This is a genomic window from Flavobacterium rarum (SeqCode) (genome assembly GCF_965234445.1).
GTDB classification, from domain to species: domain Bacteria; phylum Bacteroidota; class Bacteroidia; order Flavobacteriales; family Flavobacteriaceae; genus Flavobacterium; species Flavobacterium rarum.
Genome location: NZ_OZ248503.1, coordinates 150,569 through 177,427, shown reverse-complemented (window position 1 = coordinate 177,427; position 26,859 = coordinate 150,569). Strand labels below are relative to the sequence as shown.

23 protein-coding genes and 3 pseudogenes are annotated in these 26,859 nt (G+C 34.0%); 9 read left to right on the top strand and 17 right to left on the bottom strand.

Features of this window, described 5'->3' with window-relative positions; translation table 11 throughout:
• Positions 1–2: 2 nt before the first annotated feature.
• Positions 3–305: a hypothetical protein gene (locus AC8GF4_RS14635; protein ID WP_506595657.1), complete on the top strand. Its 303-nt coding sequence runs from the start codon at positions 3–5 to the stop codon at positions 303–305.
• A 14-nt stretch (positions 306–319) separates the two neighbouring features.
• A complete protein-coding gene (locus AC8GF4_RS14630) occupies positions 320–853 on the top strand; it encodes a Riean_0653 family protein (RefSeq protein ID WP_506595656.1) in 534 nt (177 codons plus the stop codon).
• A 120-nt stretch (positions 854–973) separates the two neighbouring features.
• Here the strand turns inward: AC8GF4_RS14630 and AC8GF4_RS14625 are convergent.
• A pseudogene (locus AC8GF4_RS14625) lies at positions 974–1,114 on the bottom strand (ABC transporter ATP-binding protein); the annotation flags it as partial.
• A gap of 263 nt (positions 1,115–1,377) precedes the next feature.
• Here AC8GF4_RS14625 and AC8GF4_RS14620 point away from each other — a divergent pair.
• The 4 genes and pseudogenes from AC8GF4_RS14620 to AC8GF4_RS14605 all read left to right on the top strand — a co-directional run bounded on the left by AC8GF4_RS14620 (position 1,378) and on the right by AC8GF4_RS14605 (position 5,802).
• Positions 1,378–1,910, top strand: a pseudogene (locus tag AC8GF4_RS14620) (Riean_0653 family protein).
• A 142-nt stretch (positions 1,911–2,052) separates the two neighbouring features.
• Positions 2,053–2,586, top strand: a pseudogene (locus AC8GF4_RS14615) (Riean_0653 family protein); the annotation flags it as partial.
• A gap of 20 nt (positions 2,587–2,606) precedes the next feature.
• Positions 2,607–4,031 carry an alpha/beta hydrolase gene (locus AC8GF4_RS14610; protein ID WP_506595655.1) on the top strand — a complete coding sequence of 475 codons (1,425 nt, stop codon included), beginning with the start codon at positions 2,607–2,609 and terminating at the stop codon, positions 4,029–4,031.
• Positions 4,021–5,802 (top strand): T9SS type A sorting domain-containing protein, encoded by a 1,782-nt coding sequence (locus AC8GF4_RS14605; protein WP_506595654.1) that lies wholly within the window; start codon positions 4,021–4,023, stop codon positions 5,800–5,802. The genes AC8GF4_RS14610 and AC8GF4_RS14605 overlap by 11 nt, the downstream gene beginning before the upstream one ends.
• An 88-nt stretch (positions 5,803–5,890) precedes the next feature.
• Here AC8GF4_RS14605 and AC8GF4_RS14600 read toward each other — a convergent pair whose 3' ends face one another.
• The 8 genes from AC8GF4_RS14600 to gcvP all read right to left on the bottom strand — a co-directional run bounded on the left by AC8GF4_RS14600 (position 5,891) and on the right by gcvP (position 15,510).
• Positions 5,891–6,652, bottom strand: coding sequence for an ABC transporter ATP-binding protein (locus AC8GF4_RS14600; RefSeq protein WP_506595653.1), 762 nt, complete (start codon positions 6,650–6,652; stop codon positions 5,891–5,893).
• Positions 6,649–7,398 carry an MlaE family ABC transporter permease gene (locus tag AC8GF4_RS14595; RefSeq protein ID WP_506595652.1) on the bottom strand — a complete coding sequence of 250 codons (750 nt, stop codon included), beginning with the start codon at positions 7,396–7,398 and terminating at the stop codon, positions 6,649–6,651. Before AC8GF4_RS14595 ends, AC8GF4_RS14600 begins: the two co-directional genes overlap by 4 nt.
• A gap of 70 nt (positions 7,399–7,468) precedes the next feature.
• Positions 7,469–8,317, bottom strand: coding sequence for a glycosyltransferase family 2 protein (locus tag AC8GF4_RS14590; protein WP_506595651.1), 849 nt, complete (start codon positions 8,315–8,317; stop codon positions 7,469–7,471).
• Positions 8,318–8,416: 99 nt separating this feature from the next.
• Positions 8,417–8,944, bottom strand: coding sequence for a methyltransferase domain-containing protein (locus tag AC8GF4_RS14585; protein WP_506595650.1), 528 nt, complete (start codon positions 8,942–8,944; stop codon positions 8,417–8,419).
• Between the two features lie 179 nt (positions 8,945–9,123).
• The gene (locus AC8GF4_RS14580) at positions 9,124–10,182 is read right to left on the bottom strand and encodes a 3-oxoacyl-ACP synthase III family protein (RefSeq protein ID WP_506595649.1); all 1,059 of its coding nucleotides are present in this window, start codon (positions 10,180–10,182) and stop codon (positions 9,124–9,126) included.
• A gap of 537 nt (positions 10,183–10,719) precedes the next feature.
• On the bottom strand, positions 10,720–11,385 hold the full coding sequence (locus AC8GF4_RS14575; protein ID WP_506595648.1) for a TonB-dependent receptor plug domain-containing protein: 666 nt from the start codon (positions 11,383–11,385) through the stop codon (positions 10,720–10,722).
• Between the two features lie 186 nt (positions 11,386–11,571).
• The gene (locus AC8GF4_RS14570; RefSeq protein ID WP_506595647.1) at positions 11,572–12,237 is read right to left on the bottom strand and encodes a TonB-dependent receptor plug domain-containing protein; all 666 of its coding nucleotides are present in this window, start codon (positions 12,235–12,237) and stop codon (positions 11,572–11,574) included.
• Positions 12,238–12,660: 423 nt separating this feature from the next.
• The gene (gene gcvP, locus AC8GF4_RS14565) at positions 12,661–15,510 is read right to left on the bottom strand and encodes an aminomethyl-transferring glycine dehydrogenase (protein WP_506595646.1); all 2,850 of its coding nucleotides are present in this window, start codon (positions 15,508–15,510) and stop codon (positions 12,661–12,663) included.
• A gap of 236 nt (positions 15,511–15,746) precedes the next feature.
• Between gcvP and AC8GF4_RS14560 the strand changes: the two genes are divergently transcribed.
• The 3 genes from AC8GF4_RS14560 (at position 15,747) to AC8GF4_RS14550 (ending at position 19,109) form a co-directional block, all read left to right on the top strand.
• On the top strand, positions 15,747–16,577 hold the full coding sequence (locus AC8GF4_RS14560) for a UbiA prenyltransferase family protein (protein ID WP_506595645.1): 831 nt from the start codon (positions 15,747–15,749) through the stop codon (positions 16,575–16,577).
• Positions 16,578–16,728: 151 nt separating this feature from the next.
• Complete coding sequence (locus AC8GF4_RS14555; RefSeq protein ID WP_506595644.1) at positions 16,729–17,421, top strand: alpha/beta hydrolase; 693 nt, start codon at positions 16,729–16,731, stop codon at positions 17,419–17,421.
• 545 nt (positions 17,422–17,966) lie between these two features.
• Complete coding sequence (locus tag AC8GF4_RS14550) at positions 17,967–19,109, top strand: ATP-binding protein (RefSeq protein WP_506595643.1); 1,143 nt, start codon at positions 17,967–17,969, stop codon at positions 19,107–19,109.
• Here AC8GF4_RS14550 and AC8GF4_RS14545 read toward each other — a convergent pair.
• The 8 genes from AC8GF4_RS14545 to AC8GF4_RS14510 form a co-directional block, all read right to left on the bottom strand.
• Positions 19,025–19,528 carry an SRPBCC family protein gene (locus tag AC8GF4_RS14545; protein WP_506595642.1) on the bottom strand — a complete coding sequence of 168 codons (504 nt, stop codon included), beginning with the start codon at positions 19,526–19,528 and terminating at the stop codon, positions 19,025–19,027. The two genes, AC8GF4_RS14550 and AC8GF4_RS14545, sit on opposite strands and share 85 nt — an antisense overlap.
• Positions 19,525–20,436 carry a TIGR01777 family oxidoreductase gene (locus AC8GF4_RS14540; RefSeq protein ID WP_506595641.1) on the bottom strand — a complete coding sequence of 304 codons (912 nt, stop codon included), beginning with the start codon at positions 20,434–20,436 and terminating at the stop codon, positions 19,525–19,527. The genes AC8GF4_RS14545 and AC8GF4_RS14540 overlap by 4 nt, the downstream gene beginning before the upstream one ends.
• Before the next feature lies 1 nt (position 20,437).
• Positions 20,438–21,259 (bottom strand): DCC1-like thiol-disulfide oxidoreductase family protein, encoded by an 822-nt coding sequence (locus AC8GF4_RS14535; RefSeq protein ID WP_506595640.1) that lies wholly within the window; start codon positions 21,257–21,259, stop codon positions 20,438–20,440.
• A 65-nt stretch (positions 21,260–21,324) separates the two neighbouring features.
• Entirely contained in the window at positions 21,325–21,828 is a 504-nt protein-coding gene (locus AC8GF4_RS14530; RefSeq protein WP_506595639.1) for a GbsR/MarR family transcriptional regulator, read from the bottom strand.
• A gap of 213 nt (positions 21,829–22,041) precedes the next feature.
• Positions 22,042–22,773, bottom strand: coding sequence for a KilA-N domain-containing protein (locus AC8GF4_RS14525; RefSeq protein ID WP_506595638.1), 732 nt, complete (start codon positions 22,771–22,773; stop codon positions 22,042–22,044).
• A 33-nt stretch (positions 22,774–22,806) separates the two neighbouring features.
• Positions 22,807–24,834 (bottom strand): M3 family metallopeptidase, encoded by a 2,028-nt coding sequence (locus tag AC8GF4_RS14520; protein ID WP_506595637.1) that lies wholly within the window; start codon positions 24,832–24,834, stop codon positions 22,807–22,809.
• Positions 24,835–25,128: 294 nt separating this feature from the next.
• Positions 25,129–25,614 (bottom strand): 5-(carboxyamino)imidazole ribonucleotide mutase, encoded by a 486-nt coding sequence (purE, locus tag AC8GF4_RS14515; RefSeq protein WP_506595636.1) that lies wholly within the window; start codon positions 25,612–25,614, stop codon positions 25,129–25,131.
• A gap of 87 nt (positions 25,615–25,701) precedes the next feature.
• Entirely contained in the window at positions 25,702–26,859 is a 1,158-nt protein-coding gene (locus AC8GF4_RS14510) for a 5-(carboxyamino)imidazole ribonucleotide synthase (protein ID WP_506595635.1), read from the bottom strand.

Here is a 26,859-nt window from a genome sequence, read left to right as displayed (position 1 = left end):
TAATGAACCACAAAAACATTAGATTACTTATTCTATGCTTGCTATTTTTAAACTTTCTATTTGCACAGCAAGTAAACAATACCGAGTTTAAAACAAAAACACTCCAAGTTTTTCAGAATTTAGACAAAAATAGAATCCCACACGGTATTTTGCTGGATTTTGGGATGGAATTTACCAATCTGCAAGCCTTTAACGGCACACTTACTGATTCTACCTATACGACCTCACAAACCGTAAACGATATTTACAAAACACTCTTGATGTATAGAGTAAGAGAAGCCAACATTAGCATTAACACTATTTAAAAAACTATTAGCCAATGAAAAAACTATTTTTTTTACTCACTGCAATTACACTATTAACCTCTTGCGACAAAGACGGACAAATTTTTGCGAGCAAAGACCAACTACCTCCCGAAACCCAAACAGGCGCCAATACCGTGGGTTGCCTTGTGAATGGCAAAGTATTTTTGCCTCATCAAGAGGGTATTGACTCTCCCGTTAATTGCTTTTATCAATTTGTTAAAGGTGAATACTATTTTACTATGGCCTTTGCTGATTATAGGGGAGCTAGTATTGAATCAGTAAATATTTATACGGCAAAAACAGTATTGACAGTAGGGCAAACTTACTCCTTAAATCAAGGATATGGTCCAGATACTGGGGGTGGGGTAGAATATTATACTGACCTAAACAATAAATTTAGTACCAACTTGATAAATGTTGGAGAACTAAAAATTACACGAATTGATGTCTCAAAATCGATAGTTTCAGGGACTTTTTGGTTTGATGCGATAAACTCCAAAGGCGAAAAAGTAGAAATAAGAGAAGGAAGATTTGATTGGAATTATTAAAAAAATAGGTTGATAAACTAAAAATTACACTCTTTCGTTTTTACATTCTTGTTTTTGTATTTACAAATGCCATAATAAGACTTCAATACAAGTTTTCTCAAAACCATTTTATTTTAAATGCTATCCTTTCAAGTACGCTTCTCTAACTTTCTTGAACAATTCAGAAGAATAAACAAATTCAACAATAGCTTCATTTTCGGTAAGGAAAATTTCTTCTTTGGTACCTTCCCAAGCTTTTACACCATTTTTTAGAAATAGAATATTTCCTTCAACTTTACAGTCAAAAACTAAATAGATGTTTACAAAAAATTCTTAGTTAACATTCTAAAACAATAATTTTCCAATATATATTGACTTTTATTTAACCTGAATAAGCTTTAAATTTTATATTTTTGAAAGAATTATCTAATGCAGCTACGTAAAATGTTAACGCTACTCTTATGTTTTTTTAATTCTAATTTTTAAGGAGTTACAAGATATTTTACACTAAATTTCAAATTTATGAATGCAAAATAACTATAACTATGAAAAACCTATTTTTTTTGCTCACTGCAATTGCGCTATTAACCTCTTGCGACAAAGACGGACAAATTTTTGCAGGCAAAGACCAACTCCCGACCGAAACCCAAACAGGCGCAAATACCGTAGGATGCCTCGTAAATGGCAAAGTTTTTTTACCACATCAAGAGGGTATTTCATCTCCAGTTAATTGTTATTATCAATTTGACAAAGGGGAATACTATTTTTCAATGTCTTTCTCGGATGATAGAAAATCAAGTATAGAAACTGTAAGTGTATTTACTGCAAAAATAGAATTAAAAGCAGGACAGACCTATCCATTAAATCAAGGATACAATCCCGAAAGAGGAGGGGGGGGTGGTATTTAATTGCCGTAAATGATATTTTTAGTACTAGTTTGATAAATATTGGAGAACTAAAAATTACGAGAATAGATGTTTCAAAATCAATAGTTTCAGGGACTTTCTGGTTTGATACAGTAAACTCCAAAGGCGAAAAAGTAGAAATAAGAGAAGGAAGATTTGATTGGAATTATTAACACTATAAAAAACTATATAATGAACGAATCCTTACGCTCTAAAAACCAATTAATTACATCAAAGTTAGCTTTTAATTAACAGGTAAATAAACATAATATTTTATTTTTAATAAAAAAAATTAACCAATGAAAAACCTTTTTTTTTTTACTTACTGCAATTGTATTATTAACCTCTTGCGACAAAGACGGACAAATTTTTGGAGGTAAAGACCAACTTCCTCCCGAAACCCAAACTGGGGCAAACACCGTAGGTTGCCTTGTGAATGGTAAAGTGTTTTTGCCCCATAAAGAGGGTATTAATCCAGCATTAGAATGTAATTACGAATTTTTAAATGGTAAATTTTACTTTAATTTATATTATTCAGATTTGAGAAATGGTGGAGTCAGAACAGTTGGAGCTGAAACAAGGCAAAGTACTCTACAAGTTGGACAAACATATACTCTAAATAAAAATGTGATAAAAGATGGTGATTTTATAGGGGGGGGGGGACAATACTATATATCCTCTATTCTAACAAATAATTTTTACACAAATACAATAAATAATGGTGAATTAAGAATCACTCATTTAGACCTTCAAAACTCAATAATATCAGGTACTTTCTGGTTTGATGCAGTAAACTCCAAAGGCGAAAAAACAGAAATAAGAGAAGGAAGATTTGATATGAATTACTAACACTATAAAAAAACTATATAATGAACCACAAAAACATTAGATTGCTTATTCTATGCTTGCTATTTTCAAGCTTTCTATTTGCACTGCAAGTAAACAATACCGAGTTTAAAACTAAAACACTCCAAGTTTTTCAAAATTTAGACAAGAACAGAATTCCGCACGGTATTTTGTTGGATTTTGGAATGGAATTTACCAATCTGCAAGCCTTTAACGGCACATTTACTGATTCTACCTATACTACCTCACAAACGATAACCGATATTTACAAAACACTACTGATGTGTAGAGTAAGACAAGTCAATACAGGTTTTATTACACCTCAAGAATATGCAACCCGATGGTACACCCAACGGGTAAGTGGCGTGATGACTTTGAGCGGTTTGTATTTTAAATACAATAAATTTAATGATACCGCGTACCCATCTAAACTGAATTATAGCAACAATCAATTCTCGGATAAATTCGTAAGCAGCGTTTGGCAAAATCCGTATGACGAAAAACAACTATTTGCTATGACCCCTGCAGTAACTAGTTTTAAAGGATTGGATTTAAAAGTAAAACTACCTGCCAATCTATTTTTGTCCAACTATCCCGCTGCTGTTCAAAGCATTCAAGTTGATTTTTCGGACGGTTTAGGTTTCCGCGCAGTGCCGTATGACCAATTAATCAATGTGAGCTACAGTGTTGCCAATACCTATACTTGGCAATACAAAATTACATTAACCAGCGGTCAAACCCTTTTGAGCCATTCGAAAGTAGCGATAGAGGCAGGGTTGGATGACTTAACATCCTCTATAGGGTCTTCTACAGCCCGAATAAATCCTAGTGCCAGAACCTCAATAACAGGTTTCGAAAAAGTAAAAATTACCGCAACAACCCAATACAATAATGGCTATGGCAGTGCTACACTATACATCCGTTATGCTAATGGTGGCACAACAATAAGGAAACCACTTATTGTTGCCGAAGGTTTTGACACTGGAGTTATTCTAAACCCAGAAAATGAAGGAGGAGATAATAATATTGAACAATTTTTAAGAAATATAAATTTTTCTCAATCTTCCGTTTTACCACTAGAAATAAATTCATACGACATTATCTACGTCGATTGGAATGTTGGGGTCGATTTTATTCAAAAAAATGCTTATGTTTTAGAAGAAGTTATCAAATATGTAAATACAAAAAAAGCACAAGCGGGCAGTACCACACCCAATGTAGTTATAGGGCAAAGCATGGGTGGTTTAGTTGCCCGCTATGCTTTGCGGGACATAGAACTCAACAGGAATTTTAACCACGACACAAAATTGTATATTTCACACGATGCACCACATCTAGGAGCAAATACACCTTTGAGTGTTCAGTATTCGGCTAGACACCTGCGTAATCTGTATATAAACACCTATACCACTTATAGCTGGAGAGGTTATTATGCCAATGATCTTTAATTTTGCCGAGGGTTTTTCCAATACTATAAATGCTTTTGGTGGAAATACTAACGTTGATGTTCCCATTACTCCATTAAGAGCATTTTCCCTAGCCGATGTACCCGCTGCAAGACAAATGCAATATACTTGGGTGAGTAATACTGGATCAATCGATAACACAATTCACAGTTCGTGGCAACAAGAATTATCAAATTTAGGATATCCGCAGGGTTATGTTGGCAAGCCTATTCGTAACATAGCTATTGCAAATGGTAGCGAATGTGGCATTACACAAATTGATAATGGCAACATTATGAGCTATATAAAAGATGCTGGGAGAGATGCTTTTTTGTCCAATTATATAGGGATAATGGATGCTGTTTATGGAACTTTAATTACTCGTCCTGATATTGTTGTAGCTGCATTATTTCCCGGAAAGTCATACTGGGAGATAGATTTTCAATCCAAATATATGACAACTCTTAATCAATCTAAAAATATTTATCACGGCAGTATCAAATACAAAAAGAAAGTATTTTGGTTTATCCCAATATCCATATCTGTTACAAACATGGATGTAAATCAACCGTTAGGAATATTGCCTTATGATATTTATGGAGGAGGAATTCAGAAAACAAACAATAAACAGTTACCATTGGACAACATAGTTTCAAATGGCTTTGGGTTTATTCCTACTGCAAGTGCGTTGGATATTGGCAAAGGAACTACTGTAATTTACGATACCGAGTATCGTAAATCATTTGTTGGAGCAATTCCTCCAATAGCACCAAAAAATTCTCCTTTTCAAAATTTTGTATCAAATTTTGATATAAACAATACTACTAACAATTCAACACATATAAGTTTTAACCGTAGAAATGGCGATTGGTTAACTGCGGAACTTATTGCAAATAGTAACTCTGCAGCTTCTCCAGAATATGCAAATTGCTCTTATTTATGTTCAGGAACTACAGCACAAATGACAGGTCCAAATACTTTGTGCACATCAGCTGTATTTACTGTTCCTACTGGAGCTGCAACCTATAAATGGACAATTACTGAAGGAGCTAGTCTAGTATCATTTTCAGGAGATATAACTTCAAGTCTGTCTTTGACACATGTAGGTACAAGTTCAGGTTATGTTACTATTGCCATATCTTATGGAAACGTTGTTTGTGGAGAAGTTACTCTGACTAAAAGAATTTGGGTTGGGGAGCCTATATTTATTTTGGTTAGGGATAATAACGAATCAGAATTTTGTGATACAAAATATCATTATGTAACTTTTATTGCAAATTTGTTAGATTCAAATTCAAGCTTGCAGTTTGTTTCAATTTCTCCTAGTTCTGGTGTTACATATAATAGTCAAAATTCAATTACATTTAAATTTTCAAAAACGTATTCAGGTGTTTTTAATCCTACAATTAGAGCTGTCAACAATTGTGGTTCATTTTTAGTTGAACCTGAGGATGAAATTTATATACAAAACTGTAATTCTTTATCAGTGCAAAGTAAAGTTAATTTGCTAAATGCCAACAGTGATTTTTATTTGATTTATCCGAATCCGGCAACAGATATTATAAACATTACCATTTTTGATAAAAATAATACTCCAATTTCTGAAAATATCATAATTGCTACTTTATATGATTTAATGGGCGTTGAAAAAAGAAAAGTTAAGATTTTAAACAATACAGCTGCGATTGAGGTAAATGGTCTTAAGAAAGGGATATATGTATTAAAAATTGATATAGATGGACAAATTGAGAGCCATCAAGTGGCTATACAATAGTAAATTTGAAAATCGTCAAGGTATTACGCAAAAATGGTTTTGAGTTTTCTCAATACCATTTTTATTTTAAATATAAAAGTAAAAATGCTTATCCTTTCAAATACGCTTCTCGTACTTTTTTAAATAATTTTGATGAATAAACAAAATCTACTATAGCTTCATTTTCAGTAAGGAATATTTCTTCTTTGGTTCCTTCCCAAGCTTTGAGACCATTCTTTAAAAATAAAATCTTGTCACCTATTTCCATCACAGAATTCATGTCGTGCGTGTTTACTACTGTTGTAATGTTGTATTCTTCAGTGATTTCTTTGATAAGGTTATCAATCAAAATAGCTGTGTTTGGGTCCAATCCCGAATTGGGTTCGTCACAAAATAAATACTTTGGATTATTTACAATAGCACGGGCAATAGCAACTCTTTTTTGCATACCTCCCGAAATTTCCGAAGGTAGCTTTTTGTGGGCACCGATTAGATTTACTCTTTTTAGAACAAAATCAACGCGTTCCTGTATTTTGGAATTGCTATCGTTGGTAAACATCTTCAACGGGAAACCAACATTTTCGGCAACAGTCATGCTGTCAAACAAAGCACTTCCTTGAAAAAGCATACCAATTTCGGTGCGGATTTCTCGTTTTTCGTCAGAACTAAGGTCGGAATAAATTCGTCCATCAAAAGAAATGGTTCCAACTTCTGGAGTATGAATTCCTAATAATGATTTTAATAAAACTGTTTTTCCAGATCCACTTTGACCAATAATCAAATTGGTTTTTCCAGATTCAAAAATGCTGGAAACTCCTTTTAGAATTTTGACACCGCCAAATGATTTTTCTATGTTTTTTATTTCTATCATTTTGTTAGAAGTAATTGGGTAATAATATAATTGAGCAAGATGATGGTAACCGAAGTCCAAACAAAAGATACTGTGCTAGCTTTACCAACCTCAAGTGCTCCACCTTTCATATAATAACCATGAAAAGAGGGGATAGTTGCTAATAGCATACCAAATATAAAGGTCTTGGTAAATGCGTAAGCTATGTGGAATGGAATGAAATCTCTTTGAATTCCTTCGATAAAATCAATACTAGCTCCAAAACCGCCATAAACAGTTGCAATATAACCACCCGTTATCCCTAAAAACATTCCAATACCAATAAGGAAAGGGTATAAGAGTAAAGCTATGATTTTGGGAAATACCAAATAGTTAAGAGAGTTAACACCCATAACTTCAAGTGCGTCAATTTGTTCAGTTACACGCATTGATCCAATGCTGGATGTTATGAACGATCCCATTTTTCCAGCCATAATAATGGACATGAATGTGGGAGCAAATTCCAAAATCACCGATTGACGTGTAGCATACCCGATTAGGTATTTTGGAATAAAAGAGTTGGTTAAATTCAATGCTGTTTGCATAGAAACTACCCCACCAACAAAAAAAGAAATAAAGGCTACAATACCCAATGATCCAACAATTAAATCATCAACTTCTTTGAATATAAGTCCTTTCATAACGGACCATTTGGTTGGCTTCTTGAAAATTTCTACCCACATCAATAAATATTTTCCAATTTGGGAGGTATAGCGAATGAGCATCATAATTGTACAGAATATGGGCTAAATTACAAACTTGTTATGAGTTATAAGTTATGAGTTGGCAATTTTTTAATTAGAATAGTTTTTGTTTCATTTTTCGTAAACGATAATTTCTTACAAAAAGAGCTTGTTCTTTGGTGACTAATAATGGTGTTTTGGCTTTTTTTGCTTTCCAAAAACCTTTTATATAATCCAGAAACAATAGTGGTTTTTTCTTCATCATTGCCAATTTGGCCGATGCAATTGCCGTAATCCAAAAACCATATCCAAGAGTATAAAAAGCTTCTCCTTGTTTGTAGCGCGCCGTTTTGTTATAACTAGCACCTGTTGGCTTGAGGTGTTTTACGTGTAATGTCGAATCGGTGACTACTTTCCAATTGTAGTATTTGCAAAGCAATTCATCAACGGTGTCCCAGCCCATTGCAGGTTTTAAGCCTCCAATTTGTTGAAAGGTTTCTTTTCTATAGGCTTTCAATGCACCTCGAATATGATCTTTATCGGTTAGATTTTCCAGAACCCAATCCCCATTTTTTTCAATGTAGCAAAATCCGCCTGCCATTCCAATTGTCGGATCCGATTGAAAATGTTTTATAATAGTTTCGAAATAATTGGAAGGGAAAATTAAATCCGCGTCAATTTTTACGATTAAATCGTAATCTTCATCCAAAGTCTCAAATCCTTTTTGAAAAGCTTGAATCACCTTGCTTCCAGGTAAATGAATTGCGCTGGAAGTTTTGTTTACCAAAGTAATAAAAGGATTTTCTTTGGCAAAAGCCAGAACAATTTCGGCAGTTTTGTCGGTGGAATTATCATTGACAACGACTACTTTTTTAGGCAAAACAGTTTGCGAAATCAAAGATTGCAAGGTCAAAGCAATAAAAGCTTCTTCGTTGTAGGTTGGAATTACGATGTAATAGTTCATTTAAAAAATTTTAGATTTTAGATTCTAGATTTTAGATTAACGATTTGTTATAAAGCGTTAATTAAAAATCAAAAAATCAGGAATCGTTAAACAGCAATCTTAAATCTTAATTTTTTCCGCGTAAACAATATAGTATCTTGGAGTAAAAAATCGCAACAATGGGCGAAATCCAATTTTTTTAACGGGATGTGTGAATTTTTGGCTGTCGATAATTTTCCATCCTGTTTTTTCCAATAACCAGTCCAATTGCCAGTCTTCGAATTCGTGGTAGTGTCTGTCCCACATATCGGTTTTACTGCGATAAGCAGAAGAAAACCACAATCGTAATGGAATTGATATTACTAATTTATCCGATTTTATTTCGCTTAAAATAGTGTAGGGATTGAGTAAGTGTTCAAAAATTTCAAAAGCGGTAACCACATCTTGTTTCCCTTCCGAAAAAACGCTTTGATTTATATCTAAATCTTCGCCAGTAGTGTTTTTTACGGAATAGCCTTCTTCTTTCATGATTTTAGAAAAAGGATTGTCAACACCCAAATCGAGTATGCTTTGAGAAGTGGAGATGTGTTTTCTTAAAAATTCTAAAGTATGTTTGAATCTTTTATTGGGAAACGTTTTTTCGTACATGTTTTTATAATTTAACTATCGCCTTTGCTTTAGCGTTTGCAAATATAAAGATTCTGTTTCTTATACGGTTTGTAATAGGGTTTGTAATTTAAAATTTGTTCAATCTTGTCTTTAAAAACAAAGCCCACTGCACTAATAAAAGTGAAGTGGGCTTGGAATAAGTAAGCGTACAGCTTAGTTTAATAGCGATAGACAAAAGCATTGATGTTCATTCCGGCTCCTACAGAAGCAAAAATAACCACATCTCCTTTGTGAATTTCTTGGTCTTCGATTTGGCCTCTTATTAGCAAGTCAAAAAGAGTTGGTACGGTTGCAACACTGCTGTTTCCTAATTCATGTATACTCATTGGCATAATGTTTTTTGGAGGAGTTTGTCCGTATAATTTATAAAAACGTTGGATGATGGCTTCGTCCATTTTTTCGTTAGCCTGGTGTATCAGAATTTTTTTAACATCATCAATTCCTAAACCACTTTGATCCAAACAACTTTTCATGGCAGCTGGAACCTTGCTTAATGCAAATTCGTAAATTTTACGGCCATACATTTTGATGTATTTGGTATCTGGGTCTAATTCAGGATTGTATGATTTCCCGAAATAAAGAAAATTCGCTTCTTCGGCGGCATAAGTTGCGCTTTCGTAAGATAACATTCCAGTTTCATTGTCTGATGCTTCAATAATCGAAGCTCCAGCTCCGTCAGAGTAGATCATAGAATCCCTATCATGCGCATCGACTACACGGGACAAGGTTTCTCCGCCTATAACTAGGCATTTTTTTGCCATACCTGATTTTATAAATGCATTGGCTTGCAATACGCCTTCAATCCAGCCTGGGCAACCAAAAAGGATGTCGTAAGCGACACATTTAGGGTTCTTTATTTGTAATTTGTGTTTGACTCTTGTGGCCAAACTAGGAATAATATCGGATTGGGTTGTGCCAAATTTTACATCTCCAAAATTATGAGCGAAAATAATATAGTCGAGGGTTTCTGGGTCAATACCAGCGTTTTCTATTGCTCTTTGTGAAGCAAAGAAAGCCAGATCCGATGCAGTATAATGATCCTCGGCATACCTTCTTTTTTCGATACCTGTAATGCCTTTGAATTTATTAATTACGACTTCGTTTGGATAACCAAAGGGAGAACCATCCTCATTTAAGAAAACGTGTTCGCTAAAGTCGGTGTTGCTAATCTTTTTCTCAGGAATATAACTTCCTATACCAGTTATTTTTATTTTCATTGGGACAATTTCAAGATAAATTTCGGCTAAATTAATTATAAAAAATATACGATGGTTAAATTATTTACTATGCACGCATATAATTATGAAATATTAGATATAATGCAAAATTATTGAATATTTTTTATTGATTTTTAAAAAACATTGCGTTTAATTTTTGTAAAAGCGATAAGTAACAAAGTGTTGTTTTTTTGTGATAAAGTTTTTTTTACGAAATAACAAGGATAAATGTCATCTGATTTTCTATTTAAAGGTTGAATAATTTAAAGTGTTATTTTGTTTTAATTTCGGATGCTTTTTTTGAAAAGTATTTGTGAAATTTAATCAAGTAAAATAGCCTTTACGGGATGAATTACTACTTGAATTTTCTTAGTTAGTATTTAAATCTGGTTTCTAGGATTTAGTTGACTCGAAGATGACGCTACAAATTACTTTCTAATTTAAGTTAATATATGTCGCAGACGAGCCAAGTTGTGTACAATTAGTGCTAGATGGAAGTGGCTAAAAACACCTCACCTTTTAATATTGTAAAATAAATTATTTTATTGTTGTTATTATGATAACACCATTAGACCCTTGGGATCCGTAATAAGAAGCCTCAGCACCTTTTAAAACCCTTATTGATTTTACATTATTAGGAATAATATAATCAATACTTGATACTATCATCCCATCAACAACAAATAACGGCTCAGAAATAAAGTTTATGGAACTAACACCTTGAATAGTTATTTTGTTATCTCCCGAGACATTCACTCCTGCAACTTTGCCTCTAATCATATCATAGATAGTGTTGTAAGTACGCTTATCAGTTGAGGTATTTTTATTGGGTGATTCGGCAACTTCATATTTTTGATCTGATTCTGAATAGATAAGTGAGATATCACTTCCTTTTTTGATTTTTTTTGACTTATCAGCCTCTAAAAACACAAAACTCATCTTGTATTCATTATTATATTTAGAGGATAATAATCCGTAGGTATCAAAGTAAATATTAATGGTCTTCACTTTTGCAGGAATTAACACTTCAAAATCGCCATTCTTATTTGTTTGAACTTTGGAGTAAATGGAATCTAAATATATTTTGGCTTTTGCTACGGGTTTATTTTTAAAATCGACAACCTTCCCTGTTAGTTTATTTTGACCATAGCTCAAAATCACAAATAATAAACAAATAACGAGCAATATCTTTGAAATTTTCATAATAAGAATATTTAATTAAGAATTAGGGCGTTAATAAATTTAAAAAAATGAATAATCATTAATGTATTTAAAAATTATAACCATTTCTTCTCCGTGAAGACTCGGTTAGGAGTATTTATTTTGTCTGTTTACTATCGCTCGTGTAGAATCTGTACGTTCGGGTTTTAGAAAGATGTTTTATGAAAATTAATTTTTTGTAGTTATTACTATAGCACCTGCAGACCCGCGAGATCCATAAATAGCAGCCTCAGCATCTTTTAGAACCTCTATCGATTTTACATTGTTTGGAATCAGAAAATCAATATTTGAAACTATCATTCCATTAACAACAAATATTGGCGGGCCAACATATTTTATTGAACTAGATCCACGAATAGTTATTTTGTTATCATTTGAAACGGATACTCCAGCTACTTTACCTCTTATCATGTCATAAATAGTATTATAAGTGCGATTTTCTTTGGCGGTTTTTGTGTTTTGTGATTCAGAAACAACATATTTTTGATTTGTTTCTGAATATGCTAATGAAACATGACTCTCTTTTTTGATTTTTTTTGACTTATTAGTTTCTAAAAATACAAAACTCATATTGTCTTCATTGTTATATTTAGAAGATAATAATTCGTATTCATCAGAATAAACATTAATAGTACTCACTTTGGCAGGAATTAAAACTTCAAAATCGCCATTCTTATTTGTTTTAACTTTGGAATAGATGGAATCTAGATATATTTTGGCCTTTGCTATGGGTTTATTGTTAAAATCGACAACCTTCCCGGTTAGTTTATTTTGACCATAGCCCAAAACCACAAATGATAAACAAATAGTAAGCAATATCTTTGAAATTTTCATAATGAAATTATTTAATTAAGGATTTAGTTTGTTAAACTACAACATTTAAAATAATTATTATGTATTATACTTTGTAAATTTGTTTCGCTAGCGCGGATTTACTTTGTACGTCCGGTGTCGTTTTTGGAGCAATCCATGTGTTCGGGTTTTTGAAAGATGTTTTTATGAAAAACAAAATAGGTAGTTTAGCCCTGATGGGAGTGACATCCTTTTTTTTAAATAACCCTTTCAGTCCCGATAGGTATCAGGATGAACTCTTGAAGGGTTATTTTAAAAAAAGATACAGCGGACAGCAGGAGTGATGTTGATGAAAAACCATGAAATAGCTGCTCCTTATTTTGATCCTGACAAATGAAAACACAAAACCCTTTCAGTTTTAATGCTGAAAGGGTTTTGTATAATCTGTAATCTAAAATCTGTAATCTAACTCTCCATGTAAGCCTCAATTGGCGCACAGCTGCACACAAGGTTTCGGTCTCCGTAAGCGTCATCGGCTCTACGAACGGTAGGCCAGAATTTGTTTTCGGCGATGTAGTCTAATGGGAAAGCCGCTTGCTCTCTGCTGTATGGGAAATCCCAAGTTTCGGCAGTAAGCATGGCTAATGTATGAGGAGAATTTTTAAGTACGTTATTTTTGTCTTCCAATGAAGACGCTTCGATTTCTTTACGAATCGAAATCATAGCATCACAAAAACGGTCCAATTCTTCTAGGTTTTCACTCTCGGTTGGTTCAATCATTAAGGTTCCTGCCACAGGGAAAGAAACGGTTGGTGCGTGGAAACCATAATCCATTAAACGTTTGGCAATATCGGTAACTTCGATGCCTTTTTGTTTGAAAGGACGACATTCCAAAATCATTTCGTGAGCTGCACGACCCATTTCACCAGAATATAAAGTGTCGTAGTGACCGTTTAATTTTTCTTTGATGTAATTGGCGTTCAATATCGCGTGTTCTGTAGCTTCTTTCAAACCGTCTGCTCCTAGCATCGTGATGTAACCGTAAGAGATCAAACAGACCAAAGCCGATCCCCAAGGCGCTGCAGAAATACCAGTGATGGCATTGTCTCCACCTGTTGGGATAACTGGGTTTGACGGCAAGAATGTAACTAAGTGTTCGGCAACGCAAATTGGCCCAACACCTGGTCCGCCACCTCCGTGAGGGATAGCGAATGTTTTGTGAAGGTTCAAGTGACAAACGTCTGCTCCAATAGTTGCTGGGTTGGTCAAGCCAACTTGTGCATTCATATTGGCTCCGTCCATATAAACTTGCCCACCGTTTTCGTGGATTAATTGTGTGATTTCGATAATAGCGCTTTCAAAAACTCCGTGAGTTGATGGATAGGTTACCATCAAACAAGAAAGGTCATCTTTATGCTCAATTGCTTTTTGACGTAAATCTTCTACGTCTATATTTCCGTTTTCCAATGTTTTGGTAACGATAACTTTCATACCCGCCATAGCTGCCGAAGCCGGATTGGTTCCGTGAGCCGATGATGGAATTAAAGCAATATTTCGGTGGTGATCACCACGCGATTGGTGGTACGCACGAATCACCATAAGTCCTGCGTATTCTCCTTGTGCGCCTGAGTTAGGTTGCAAAGTGGTTCCTGCAAAACCGGTAATCACGTTTAATTGCTGTTCTAATTTAGACAACATTTCTTGGTATCCTTGTGCTTGTTCTAATGGAGCAAAAGGGTGAATGTTGTTCCAAAGTGCATTACTTAATGGCAACATCTCAGAAGCTGCATTTAATTTCATTGTACAAGAACCTAGAGAAATCATCGAGTGATTCAATGATAAATCTTTGCGTTCTAGCATTTTGATGTAACGCATCATTGCTGATTCTGAGTGGAATTTGTTGAAAACATCGTGTTGTAAGAAAGAGGATGTTCTAACTAATTCTTCAGGAAAATGATTGACTTCTGATACCATTTCGATGGTTTTCGCTTGAGTGCCATTTGTGGCAGCAAAAATCCCTACAATCGTATTAATATCGGCAATACTTGTTGTTTCGTTCAAAGAAATTGAAATGGTATTGTTGTCTATGTAATAAAAGTTTACTTCGTTTTGTTCAGCAATTGTGCGCACTTTTTGAGCATCGGCTTTGATAACGATAGTGTCAAAGAAAGCAGTATTGGTTTGTAGTAAACCTAGTTTCTCCAATTCGTTTGACAAAGTGGCTGTCAAAGCGTGAACTTTGTCTGCGATATATTGCAAACCTTTCGGCCCATGATATACAGCGTACATTCCTGCCATAACCGAAAGTAAAACCTGAGCAGTACAGATATTGGATGTTGCTTTATCACGTTTGATGTGTTGTTCACGAGTTTGCAAAGCCATACGCAATGCACGATTCCCGTTAGTATCAACAGTTACCCCGATGATTCTTCCTGGCATAGATCTTTTATACTCGTCTTTGGTGGCAAAGTAAGCAGCGTGTGGTCCACCGTAACCTAGCGGAATTCCGAAACGTTGTGTAGTTCCAACTACTACTGCAGCTCCCATTTCTCCTGGAGGCGTCAGTTTTGTTAAGCTTAAAATATCAGCAGCTACGGCTACCTTTATTTCATTGGCTGCAGCTTTTGCAATAAAAGAGGTATAGTCATTTACTTGACCGTATTTACCTGGGTATTGAAGAATTGCTCCGAAAAAGTCGGATGAGAAATCAAAAGTTTCGTGGTTACCCACCACCAATTCTATTCCGATTGGAGTAGAACGTGTTTGTAAAACCGATAAAGTTTGAGGTAATATTTCTTCGGAAACAAAGAATTTATTGGTATTGTTTTTCTTTTGGTCACGTGATCTTACGTCGAAAAGTAATGCCATTGCTTCGGCAGCGGCTGTAGCTTCGTCAAGTAGAGAAGCATTAGCGATTTCCATTCCGGTCAATTCAACCACCATAGTTTGAAAATTCAAAATAGCTTCCAGACGACCTTGAGCAATTTCGGCTTGGTAAGGCGTATAAGCAGTGTACCATCCTGGGTTTTCAAAAATATTTCTTTGAATAACCGCTGGAACAATTGCCTGATTATATCCTAAACCAATATATGACTGGAACATTTTGTTTTTGCTTCCTAGCTGCGTAATATGATTGGCATATTCATATTCGGTCATTGCTGGGTCTAAAGCAAGAGGTGTTTTTAGGCGAATATCATCCGGAAGTGTTTCATAAACCAGTTGCTCGATGGAGTCAACTCCTACGGTTTTGAGCATGTGTTGTAAGTCGGTTTCTCTCGGGCCAATGTGTCTTAAAGCAAAAGAATCTGTTTTCATGTTTGTAGTTACTATTTGTTTTTTTAAGTCTAATGGAAAAGCGGGATTGTGTAAATATTCAATTATATTTGAATTTAAGTCCAATCCAGACTATTAAGTGTAGAAATAAAAGTGATGTGTTTTTTCGTGGTGCAAAAATAAATATTAATCTCTTAATAAAGTCCTTTTTTAACTTGATTTTATAGGGATTTTTCAACTAATGAGCTGGTTTATTAACAATTGATTAATTTTGTTTAATGAAGGTTTTAAAAATTATTTTCCAATTTTACATAAACAGTAGCATACATGTTGGTTTGTCGTGTTTTGCATTGGTGCAAGTTACTCAAATTGCATTCCACATTTCACAACAAAATACGGTGGGCTATTTTGCTTTTTGGGGTACAATTGTTGGGTATAATTTTGTGAAATATGCAGAATTGGCAAGCGCAAAGAGACTACAAATGAGAAAACAACTACGTGTAATTACGGTGTTTACTTTCTGTTCTTTTATTTTGGTTGGTTATTATTTCTTTCTTTTAGAAAGCCTTACTAAAATAGTGGCTTTCATTTTTCTGGGATTGACAATGCTTTATACGCTGCCTTTTTTTCCAAATAGAAAGAATGCTCGAAATTGGGCGGGAGTAAAGATTTATATCGTATCGTTTTGCTGGGTTGGAGCGTCGGTATTTTTGCCTTTGTTGAATGCGAGTTTTTCACTTAACACAAATACTGGAATATTCTCCATACAGCGATTTTTGTTGATTTTTGTTTTGATTCTCATCTTTGAAATTATCGATTTGCGATTTGACAACCCCAATTTAAGAACCGTACCGCAACAAATAGGAGTGAAGAATACCAAGATATTGGGCTATGTTTTATTATTTATTTTTTGTGCTTTGGAAGTTTTCAATTTCAATGGCAATAACAATGTAGAATTTTTGCCATTGCAATTGAATTTTGCCATTGCTATTGTAATTGCTCTTTTTTTGGCTTTTGCAAATGAACGGCGCTCGAAATATTATACTTCATTTTGGGTTGAAAGTGTTCCTGTTGTTTGGTGGGTATTTATAAATATAACTATTCAATGAGAAATATTTTGAATTTCTAAAACCATATTTGTTGATAAGTAAATCATTGTTAAAACAGAGAAATCGTTAGTTGTTTTTAATTTAGCATTTTATAAATCAACTTAGGGAACAATTTTAAATTTCCATTTTTTTTCCTCAACACAATCTAGTTATGAAAAGACATATTGTATTCTTTATATTGATTCTTACTTTATTTGCCAACTTGTCTTTTGGTCAAAACACTGTTGAAGCTAAAGACAAAGTACTTGTTATGGATTTTGAGTCTGCTTATGTTAAAGCAAGAAAAGTTCAAATTTATTTACCTAAAGAATACGAAGAAAACCCGACCAAGAATTTTCCTGTTTTGTATATGCAGGATGGACAAAATTTGTTTGACACTCAAACTGCACATAAAGGTAGGGCTTGGGAATTAGACAAAAGTAGCCGTAATGCAATCAAAAATAATGAAATAATTCCTTGTATTATTGTAGGAATCTCAAATGTTAACACTCGTTTTTTTGAATATTTTCCTCAAAAAGCCACTCTTTATTTAACCAAAGATGACTATGTATTGATGGAACAAGGAGGCTTAGAACAAGCTAGTGACACTTCTAATTATTTGGCAGATAACTATCTTAAATTTTTAGTTAATGAATTAAAGCCATTTATAGACAAAAATTACCGTACTAAAACAGAAGCAGCTTCAACAGCCATTGGTGGTAGCTCTTCGGGTGCGCTTATTTCATTGTATGCAATTTGCGAATATCCACAAATTTTCGGCCAAGCTGCTTGTATATCAACACATTGTCTGTGTTGTTTGATAACGAGTTTATCTCTCCATCAGAGTCTATACGTACCTATTTAAAACACAATTTACCAGACCCTAAAACACACCGAATTTACTTTGATCATGGTACATTGGCCATTGATCGTTTTTATGAAATACATCAAATAAAGGTAGACCAATTAATGCTTAAAAAAGGATATATAAAAGGAAAAAACTGGGAAACTCTAAAATTTGAAGGAGCTACTCATAGTGAGGATTCGTGGAAAAAGAGGTCAAATGTTTTTTTGAGATTTTTATTCAAAGCTTAATTAATAGTCTTTCTCTTTATTTTACAATACTATGACAATATCACTTTTCAATTTACAGCATTATCATTGCCATTGATTTTTTGATATTGCTATTGCCTTGGCTTTCGTCAATGAAAAACGTTCCAAATATTACACTTCTTTTTGGGTTGAAAGTATTCCTATTGTTTGGTGGGTTTACCTTTTGTATTTTTAAAAATATACTAATTGGTGAATATAATCACTAAAAAGTATATTAATTGGTGAATACAACCATCAAAAAACATAATAATTGGTGAAAATAAAATTATTTCATTACATTTGTATAAAATTAATGTAATGATAATAAGGAGTTTAATAGATAGAATAAGAGATAGATTGAATAAAGGAAAAGCAATCGTCCTTGTTGGCCCTCGTCAAGTAGGGAAAACGACTTTGATAAATGCTTTGTTAAAGGATATCTCGTATTTGTTTTTGGACGGAGACGATTCGGTGGTAATGGATACTTTGGCGAATGCCAATACCGAAACGTTAAAGAATATTATTGGAGAGTATAAATACGTCTTTATTGATGAGGTACAGCGCATTCCAAACATTGGGTTAAAACTTAAAATTATTGTGGATCAAATAAAAGATGTTCAAGTGATTGTGAGTGGTTCATCGGTTTTGGATATTCATAATCTCACACAAGAACCGCTTACGGGAAGGAAATTTGAGTTTCAAATGTTTCCTGTTTCTTGGAGTGAATTCGAGAATAATGTGGGTTATATCAAAGCGCAACAGCAACTCGAACTGAGATTACTTTACGGAATGTATCCCGATGTAATCAATAATTTTGGAAATGAATATGAGATTCTAAAAAACTTGGTGTCGAGTTATTTGTACAAAGATATTCTGGCTTTGACCGGAATTCGAAAATCCGAAGTTTTAGAAAAAATTCTACAGGCATTGGCGTTGCAGATTGGCAGTGAAGTAAGTTACAACGAAATTGCACAATTGGTGGGAGTCGATAAAAATACGGTTAGTAATTATATTGATTTGCTCGAAAAAAGTTTTGTGATTTTTAAGTTGAATAGCTTCAGCCGAAATGTCCGAAATGAAATAAAAGCCAACAGAAAAATATATTTCTATGACAATGGCGTTCGGAATATGCTGATAGGGAATTTTAATTTTTTGGAATTCCGTCAAGACAAAGGAGCGCTTTGGGAAAACTTCCTGATTTCAGAACGTATGAAGGTATTGAGCTACCAAAATAGTGTTGCAAAACCTTATTTCTGGCGTACTACTCAACAGCAAGAAGTCGATTATGTAGAAACCGTTGCCGATGAAGTTAACGCTTACGAATTCAAATGGAAAACCAAAAAAGTGAAACTGCCCAAAACTTTTTCGGATAATTATCAAGGGAGTTTTACCGTTGTGACTGTGGAGAATTTTAGGGAGTTTTTGAAGATTAAGTTTTCTGAAACGGTTTTCAAGACCTGATTTCTATCCAAAAGAAACTGAGTCAGATGTTTTTTCAAAAATAAAAAATCAAATAATTTTCCAATAATACCAGACGGAGTTTCATATTGCAGTTTATCTGTCATTGTAGTAATTCCGTTTTGTTCTTCATATAAATGTTCATGTTTGAAGGTTTTGAATTTTCCTTCTTCCATTTCATCCACAAAATAATTGCAAAAAGACATGGTGGTAATTCGACTTTTGTGTGTGAGATAAAACCCGAAATGTTTGCCTCGCCAAGTTACTGTTTCGTCAAGATTGATTAGTCCAAAAATTATACCTGCAATAGCAACTTCTTTTGATTTACTGGCTGATTGCTGATGAATATCGATATTTCTGGAAACATCAAAAACAGTTTCTATTGGGGCTTTAATTTTTGTTGTGAGGTGAATGGTTGTCATTTGCTTAATAAATTTTGAAAAGTATTATCAATATTTCCAAACTTGAATTTAAAACCGTTATCTAAAAGTTTTTTCGGAATCACGTTTCTGCTTTTTAAAACTAATTCAGTTTCTGTTCGAATGAAAAAAGAGCCAATTTCAAGAAGGAAAGCACTCATCGGAATTCCAAAAGAGAAACCAACTGCTTTTCGGAGTTTCTGCATAAAATCAGAATTTGAAATGGGTTCAGGTGAAACAATATTTACAATTCCGGTCATTTCATTTTCGATTATAAAATCAATGGCTCTTGCAAAATCTTCTTCATGAATCCAACTGATGAATTGATTTCCATTTCCTTGTTTTCCGCCAAAACCAAGTTTAGCCAAAGTCTTCAACGGAATAAAAGCTCCACCATTTTTTCCTAACACAATTGAAGTTCTCAAAGCGGTTTTTAATGTATAAGGAGTTTCAGTTTTGAAAAATGATTTTTCCCAGGATAAGGCAACATTTATAGAAAAATCATTTCCAATTTCGCCATGAACTTCATCCATTTGTTTATCCAAAGAAAAACGATAAATCGTAGAAGTTGATGAATTGAGCCAGTGTTTTGGTGGATTTTTGCAATGCAAAACTGCTTTGTTCAAAATTTTAGTACTTTGAATTCGAGACAATAAAATTTCTTTCTTATTCTTTTCGGTGTAACGGCAATCTACAGATTTTCCGGTAAGATTTATTAAAACTGTTGCACTCTCAAGTTCAGATTCCCAGCCTGAAAATGTTTTGGCATCCCAGTTTACATATTTTATTCCTTCAATTGTTTGAGATTTTCCTCTGGTTAGAATGACAATTTCTTCGAATTTATCTTTGAAATGGTTTGTTAGAACTTGGCCTAGAAATCCTGTTCCTGCTGCTATGATGAGTTTTTTCATTTTATAAATTTAAAATTACTAGTAGCGCAATTATTCTATACAAAACCCAAGTGTAGGTGAGATAAAAAGGAAGATTTAAAATTTTAATTCGTCTTATATGCTCTGCAAACATTATTAAAACTGTTGTCCCAAACCAACCTAAAACCATTGTTTCCGATAAGTTCAAAAATTGATGTAGAATTAGTATCGGCATCAGTAGGATAGAGCCCATTAAAGAAACGGTCATTAAATTTCCCGCATAATTGATTAGTGTCCTTTTGTTAAATTTTAAAAGAAATACACTTTGAAAAACAATTTGACCTATAGCTAAAACAACTTCTCTTAAGATGCTTGATTTTGGTAAATACGAAATCAAATCTGAATATTTGAATAAAGCAAAAGTGGTGATCATTACTGCAAATCCGATAAAAATAAGTCTGTATTTAATATTGAAATCTGGAATACATTGTAATTTGCTTTCCTCTTTTTCTTTACTTGGAATAATGACTTTTCGATTATAAGAAACAAAAGAATACAACTTTTTCAAGATGAAATGGATTGGTTTTGCTGTTCCGACTTTCTCCATCCAAGGGAATGAAAATCCAATGACTTTCAATAAGCTATCAATTCCATAGATTACCGTTTTTCTTTTGTTGTCAATTAAAGCGATTTCATTTGCAGCACGTTTTATGTTTACAAATTTTTGTTCTTCTTGAGATAATTGGCAGAATGCTTTTCTTCCATTTTCATCGAGCATACCACTTTTTATGAAGCCAGTAGTGTATACATGGCAAAGTGGACAATCTTCGTCGTATAATAGGGTTTGGTGTTCAAGAGTTTTCATTTTCATTTCATTTTTAAACTTTCAGAAAAAAATGAAAGTTTTAATTAAATTTTTTTGTTTATAAATTATTTCATTATTTTCAAAACTAATCTCCCCAACCAGTTTTCATTAAATTCAGTCATTTTGTCTAGCATATTATCCGCTTTTAAAACAAAATCATACAATTTAGTAGTCTGATCTACAAAGTGTTTTTCTTCAGCAGTATCTTTCGATTCAATCGAGGAAACTTCTTTTAATATTTTAAGAGCGGGTTTGATTTCTCTTTTACTTCTTTCTCTCGCAATTTTTGAAGCTAATTCATCCAAATCTTTTTCGGCAGTAAAAAATTCTCTACGTTCTCCTGCTTTGTATTCTTTGTAAACAATTCCCCAATCCATTAATGCTCTTAAATTCATACTGGCATTTCCTCGTGAGATTTGCAATTCTTCCATCACATCCTCCATAGAAACAGCTTCGCTCGAAACCATCAACAAAGCATGAATTTGTGCCATGGTTTTGTTAATTCCCCACTGAGAACCTAAAGCTCCCCAGGTCTGGACGAATTTATTTTTTGCTTCTTTGAATTCCATTTTGGGTTTATTTTTTTTGTTGAGACAAATGTAAGTAAAAGTTTTTAAACTTTCAAAAATAAATGAAAGTTTATTTTTGAAAAGAAACCGAAGTACTGCTACTTCGGTTTAATCTAAAAATAAAAAAAGCTATTTCAATTTTTTAACCTGTTTGCTATTCATCAATGCTTTCATTTGGGTTATTGCAATAGCATTCAGTTGCATTAATCGTTCTTATTGTGGTTGACCTTGATGAATAAAAACCGAATTCAAGCTTTCTAAATTAGACAAAACTACCAATTGTTCGATGGTTGCCATATCTCGAATATTTCCGTCAGTATTGGGGTTCTCTTCTTTCCATTGCTTTGCTGTAATTCCAAATAAGGACATATTTAGCAAATCGGCTTCATTGGCATAAATGAAGTTTATTTTGCTTTTATCTAGGCATTCCGGGATTAGATTGGTTTTTATGGCATCGGTATGAATGTGATAATTTACTTTGGCTAAAGTGCGTTGAATATTCCATTCTAATTTTAGGCGGTCGTTTTCATCGTCTTTTAAACGTTGAAATTCTTTGATGAGATAAATTTTAAATTCAGGACTAATCCACATTCCAAATTCAAAAGCAATATCAGGATGGGCAAAAGTACCACCATATCTTCCTGTGGTTGCGCGAATCCCTATGGCATTTGTTTTTTCTGTCCAATCTTTGACGCTTAATTTGTAACTATTTAAACCGGCTTGACTTTTAATTATGGCGAATTCGCCATAATTAAAACTTGGATTATAGATGCTCTCCCAAATTCCTAAATATTCAATGGTATTTCGGTTTCTTAACCAATCTGAAATGAAAAAATCGCCATCTTTAGCTTTGAGCATATCAGTTAGCGATATAAAATCAGAATTGTCTTTTTGAATTATAGTGATTTCTTTTCCTTGAACATTTATTGTTTTACTTTTTGCCATAAATCTAAAAATCTTAAATCGTTAATCAGCAATCTAAACCAACCCCGCTCTCTTCAACAAAGCATCCGGCTTCGGTTCCTGTCCTCTAAAACGTTTGTACAAAATCATCGGGTGTTCTGTTCCTCCTTTTGAAAGCACATTTTCTTTGAACTTCTCGGCTACTTCGGTATTAAATATTCCTTCTTCCAAGAAATAATCAAAAGCGTCTGCATCTAGTACTTCTGCCCATTTGTAGCTATAATATCCCGATGAATATCCTCCTTGGAAAATATGTGAGAAGGCAGTACTCATTGCATTTTCTTTTACATCAGGATACAATTGTGTTGAAGCAAATTGCTCGGTTTCAAAAGCCTTAATTTCAGTAATATTGCTTGGATCTTGTCCGTGCCAAGCCATGTCCAACAATCCGAAACTCAATTGACGCATCGTAGCCAAACCTTCTTGAAAACTGGCACTTTCTTTAATTTTTTGCACATATTCTTGTGGAATCACTTCTCCAGTTTCGTAATGGTGTGCAAACAAAGCCAATGCTTCTGGTTCGTAACACCAGTTTTCCATAATCTGACTTGGCAATTCCACAAAATCCCAATAAACAGATGTTCCCGAAAGATTCGGATAAGTAGTGTTGGCTAACATACCGTGCAATCCGTGGCCAAATTCATGAAATAAGGTCGTCACTTCATTAAATGTTAAAAGCGACGGTTTAGTTTCGGTAGGTTTTGTAAAGTTGCACACATTCGAAATATGCGGTCTTTCGTTGATGCCGTCCTTTATATATTGTGATTTGAATAATGTCATCCAAGCGCCATTTCGTTTTCCTTTTCTCGGAAAGAAATCGGCATAAAAAACAGCAACCAACTCATTCTGTTTGTCTGTTACTTCGTAAGTAGTAACTTCTTTATGGTATTTGTCGATATCAAAAACTTCGGTAAAAGTCAATCCGTATAGTTTTTTGGCAATGGTAAAAGCGCCGTTTAGTACTTTTTCTAACTGAAAGTAAGGTTTTAGTTTTTCATCATCCAAATTGAACAATTGTTGTTTCAGTTTTTCAGAATAATAAGCCCCGTCCCATTTTTCAAGCTGTTCGATGCCGTCTAACTCTCTGGCAAATAACGATAATTGTTCAAACTCTTTTTGCGCAGCCGGTTTGGCTTTGGCCAATAAATCATTGGAGAAGGACAATACTTTTTCAGGACTTTCGGCCATGCGTTCTTCAAGGACAAAATGAGCATGCGTTTTATAACCCAAAAGATTGGCTCTTTCAAATCGCAATTGGGTAATTTTTAAAACAATTTCCTGATTGTCAAATTCGTTATTCTGAAAACATCTGGCACCAAAAGCAATCGCCATTTTTTTACGCAATTCACGGTTGTCTGCATACGTCACAAACGGAATATAACTTGGATGATCCAGTGTAAACATCCACCCTTCTTTTTCTTGTGCTTTCGCCAATGAACGAGCGGCTTCTACTGTTCCTTCCGGTAAACCTGCCAATTCCTTTTCATCAGTAAGATGCAATTCGAAAGCGTTGGTTTCAGCCAAAACATTTTCACCAAACTGCAAACTCAATTTTGATAATTCTTTGTCGATTTCTCGCAACTGATTTTTCTTGTCTTCGGGTAAATTGGCTCCATTCCTTGAAAAACTTTTATATTGTTTGTCAAGTAGTGTTGTTTGCTCTGGATTTAAGTTTAATGAATCCATTTGCTCATAAACTGTTTTTACTTTGGCAAACAAATCGGCATTCAATCGAACATCATTTCCAAATTCAGAAAGTAATGGAGAAACGTCTTGAGCAATTTTTTGCATTTCGTCACTTGTTTCAGCTGAATTTAAATTAAAAAATATACTAGAAATCCGGTCTAGAGTATCTCCGCTAAACGATAATATTTCAATTGTATTTTGAAAAGTAGGATTTTCTGTATCGTTAACAATAGCGTCAATTTCAGCTTTAGCTAAGGCAATTGCTTCTTGAAAAGCCGATAGATAATCTTCGTTTTTTATTTTAGAAAATGGCGCTGTATCTAGCTTTGTGTCAAATTGTTGAAGTAATATATTCATAATATTTTGTCTTTTTTATTTCGAATTGTAACTTTTGAAAAAATATTTTTTTTATTTTATAAAAAATAAAATAGGGAATAATTGTTAAAACTTATGTTAAACGTGTTGTTTATCGATTTTTTACGTAAGTTTGTCGAGTAATTAATTCACACATCAATTAATTGCATCGAAATTATAAACTCTTTTTGCCCCAAATCGATCGGATTTTATATTTAAAAAATTTATTGATAATACTAAATTTCCCCGAGTTTAGAGTTTACAATATCAAAAAAGCTCCTTTTTTAGGAGCTTTTTTTATTTATTTAAATTTGCAGATGATTGATAAACAGATTCTTTCAAACCTTCTTTGTATTGAATGATTTGATCAAGTACATTTTTGTTTGCACTACCAATAATTTGTGCAGCAAGTATTCCAGCATTTTTAGCTCCGTTTAGGGCTACTGTTGCTACAGGAACACCTCCAGGCATTTGTAAAATTGACAAAACACTGTCCCAGCCATCAATAGAGTTGCTGGATTTTACAGGAACTCCAATGACAGGTAATGGAGACATCGAAGCCACCATTCCCGGTAAATGTGCAGCACCTCCAGCTCCAGCAATAATTACTGAAATCCCGCGAGTATGTGCGTTTTTACTAAAATCAAATAATTTTTCGGGTGTTCTATGTGCCGATACAATATCGACTTCTACTGCTATATCAAATTCTTTTAAAATGTCTATGGCATCTTGCATTACAGGCATGTCCGAAATGCTTCCCATGATTATGGCTACTTTGCTCATTGTTGTCGTTTAATGTTGTTTAATATTTTTTAATATTGTTTAATCTGAGTTTAAAGTTGTTTAACGAAATCTGCAACTGACCACTTATTACTGACCACTAATCACTCGTATCGTATTCTTTACGTCCTCCGCAATTCTCCTCGCTTCGTTTATATCTTCATTGACAATGGTTACGTGTCCCATTTTTCGAAAAGGACGGGTTTGTTTTTTACCGTAAATGTGTGGCGTAACTCCATTCCAACCTAATATTTTCTCTATGTTTTCGTAAACGACATCTCCAGAAAATCCTTCAGCACCAGAAAGATTAACCATAATCCCAGCTACTTTACTTTCAGTGTTTCCCAATGGTAAATCCAGAATCGCGCGCAAGTGATTTTCAAATTGAGAAGTGTAACTGGCTTCAATCGAGTAATGACCAGAGTTATGAGGGCGAGGAGCCACTTCGTTTACTAAGATTTCATCGTCTTCGGTCTGAAACATTTCAACGGCCAGTAGTCCAACGTGATTGAATTGCTGTGAAACATTCAAAGCGATTGCTCTTGCTTTTTCAGCTACTTTGTCATCAATTCGAGCAGGACAAATTACATATTCCACTTGGTTGGCTTCGGGGTGAAACTCCATTTCGACTACAGGATATGTTCTTATTTCTCCCGATGGATTGCGGCAAACAATTACGGCCAATTCATTTTTAAACGGCACCATCGTTTCTGCAATACACTCCACATTAGGTAAATTGTCTAAATCGGATGTTTGTCTAATAACTTTGACACCATTACCATCGTAACCAAATTCAGTACACTTCCAAACAAAAGGCATCTCGACTCCGCTCGATGTGACGATAGATTTTAGATTTTCTAAATCGGTAAACCTTTTAAAAGGAGCGGTCGGAATGTTATTTTGGATATAAAACTCCTTCTGAATCCCTTTGTTCTGAATCAGTTTTAATGTTTTTGGTGAAGGATACACTTTTGTTCCTTCATTTTCCAATTTTTCAAGCGCCTCAAGATTGACCAATTCGATTTCGAAAGTCAAAACATCAACTTTTTTACCAAAATTGTAAACAGTTTCAAAATCCATTAAGTCGCCTTGAGAAAAATGATTGCAGGCTATTTTACAAGGTGCTTCATCGCTAGGGTCAAGAACATAAGTTTGTATATCGAATTTTCGGGTGTCAAACAATAGCATTTTGCCCAATTGTCCGCCACCAAGTATGCCTAATTTAAAAGAAGAGGAAAAATAGTTCAT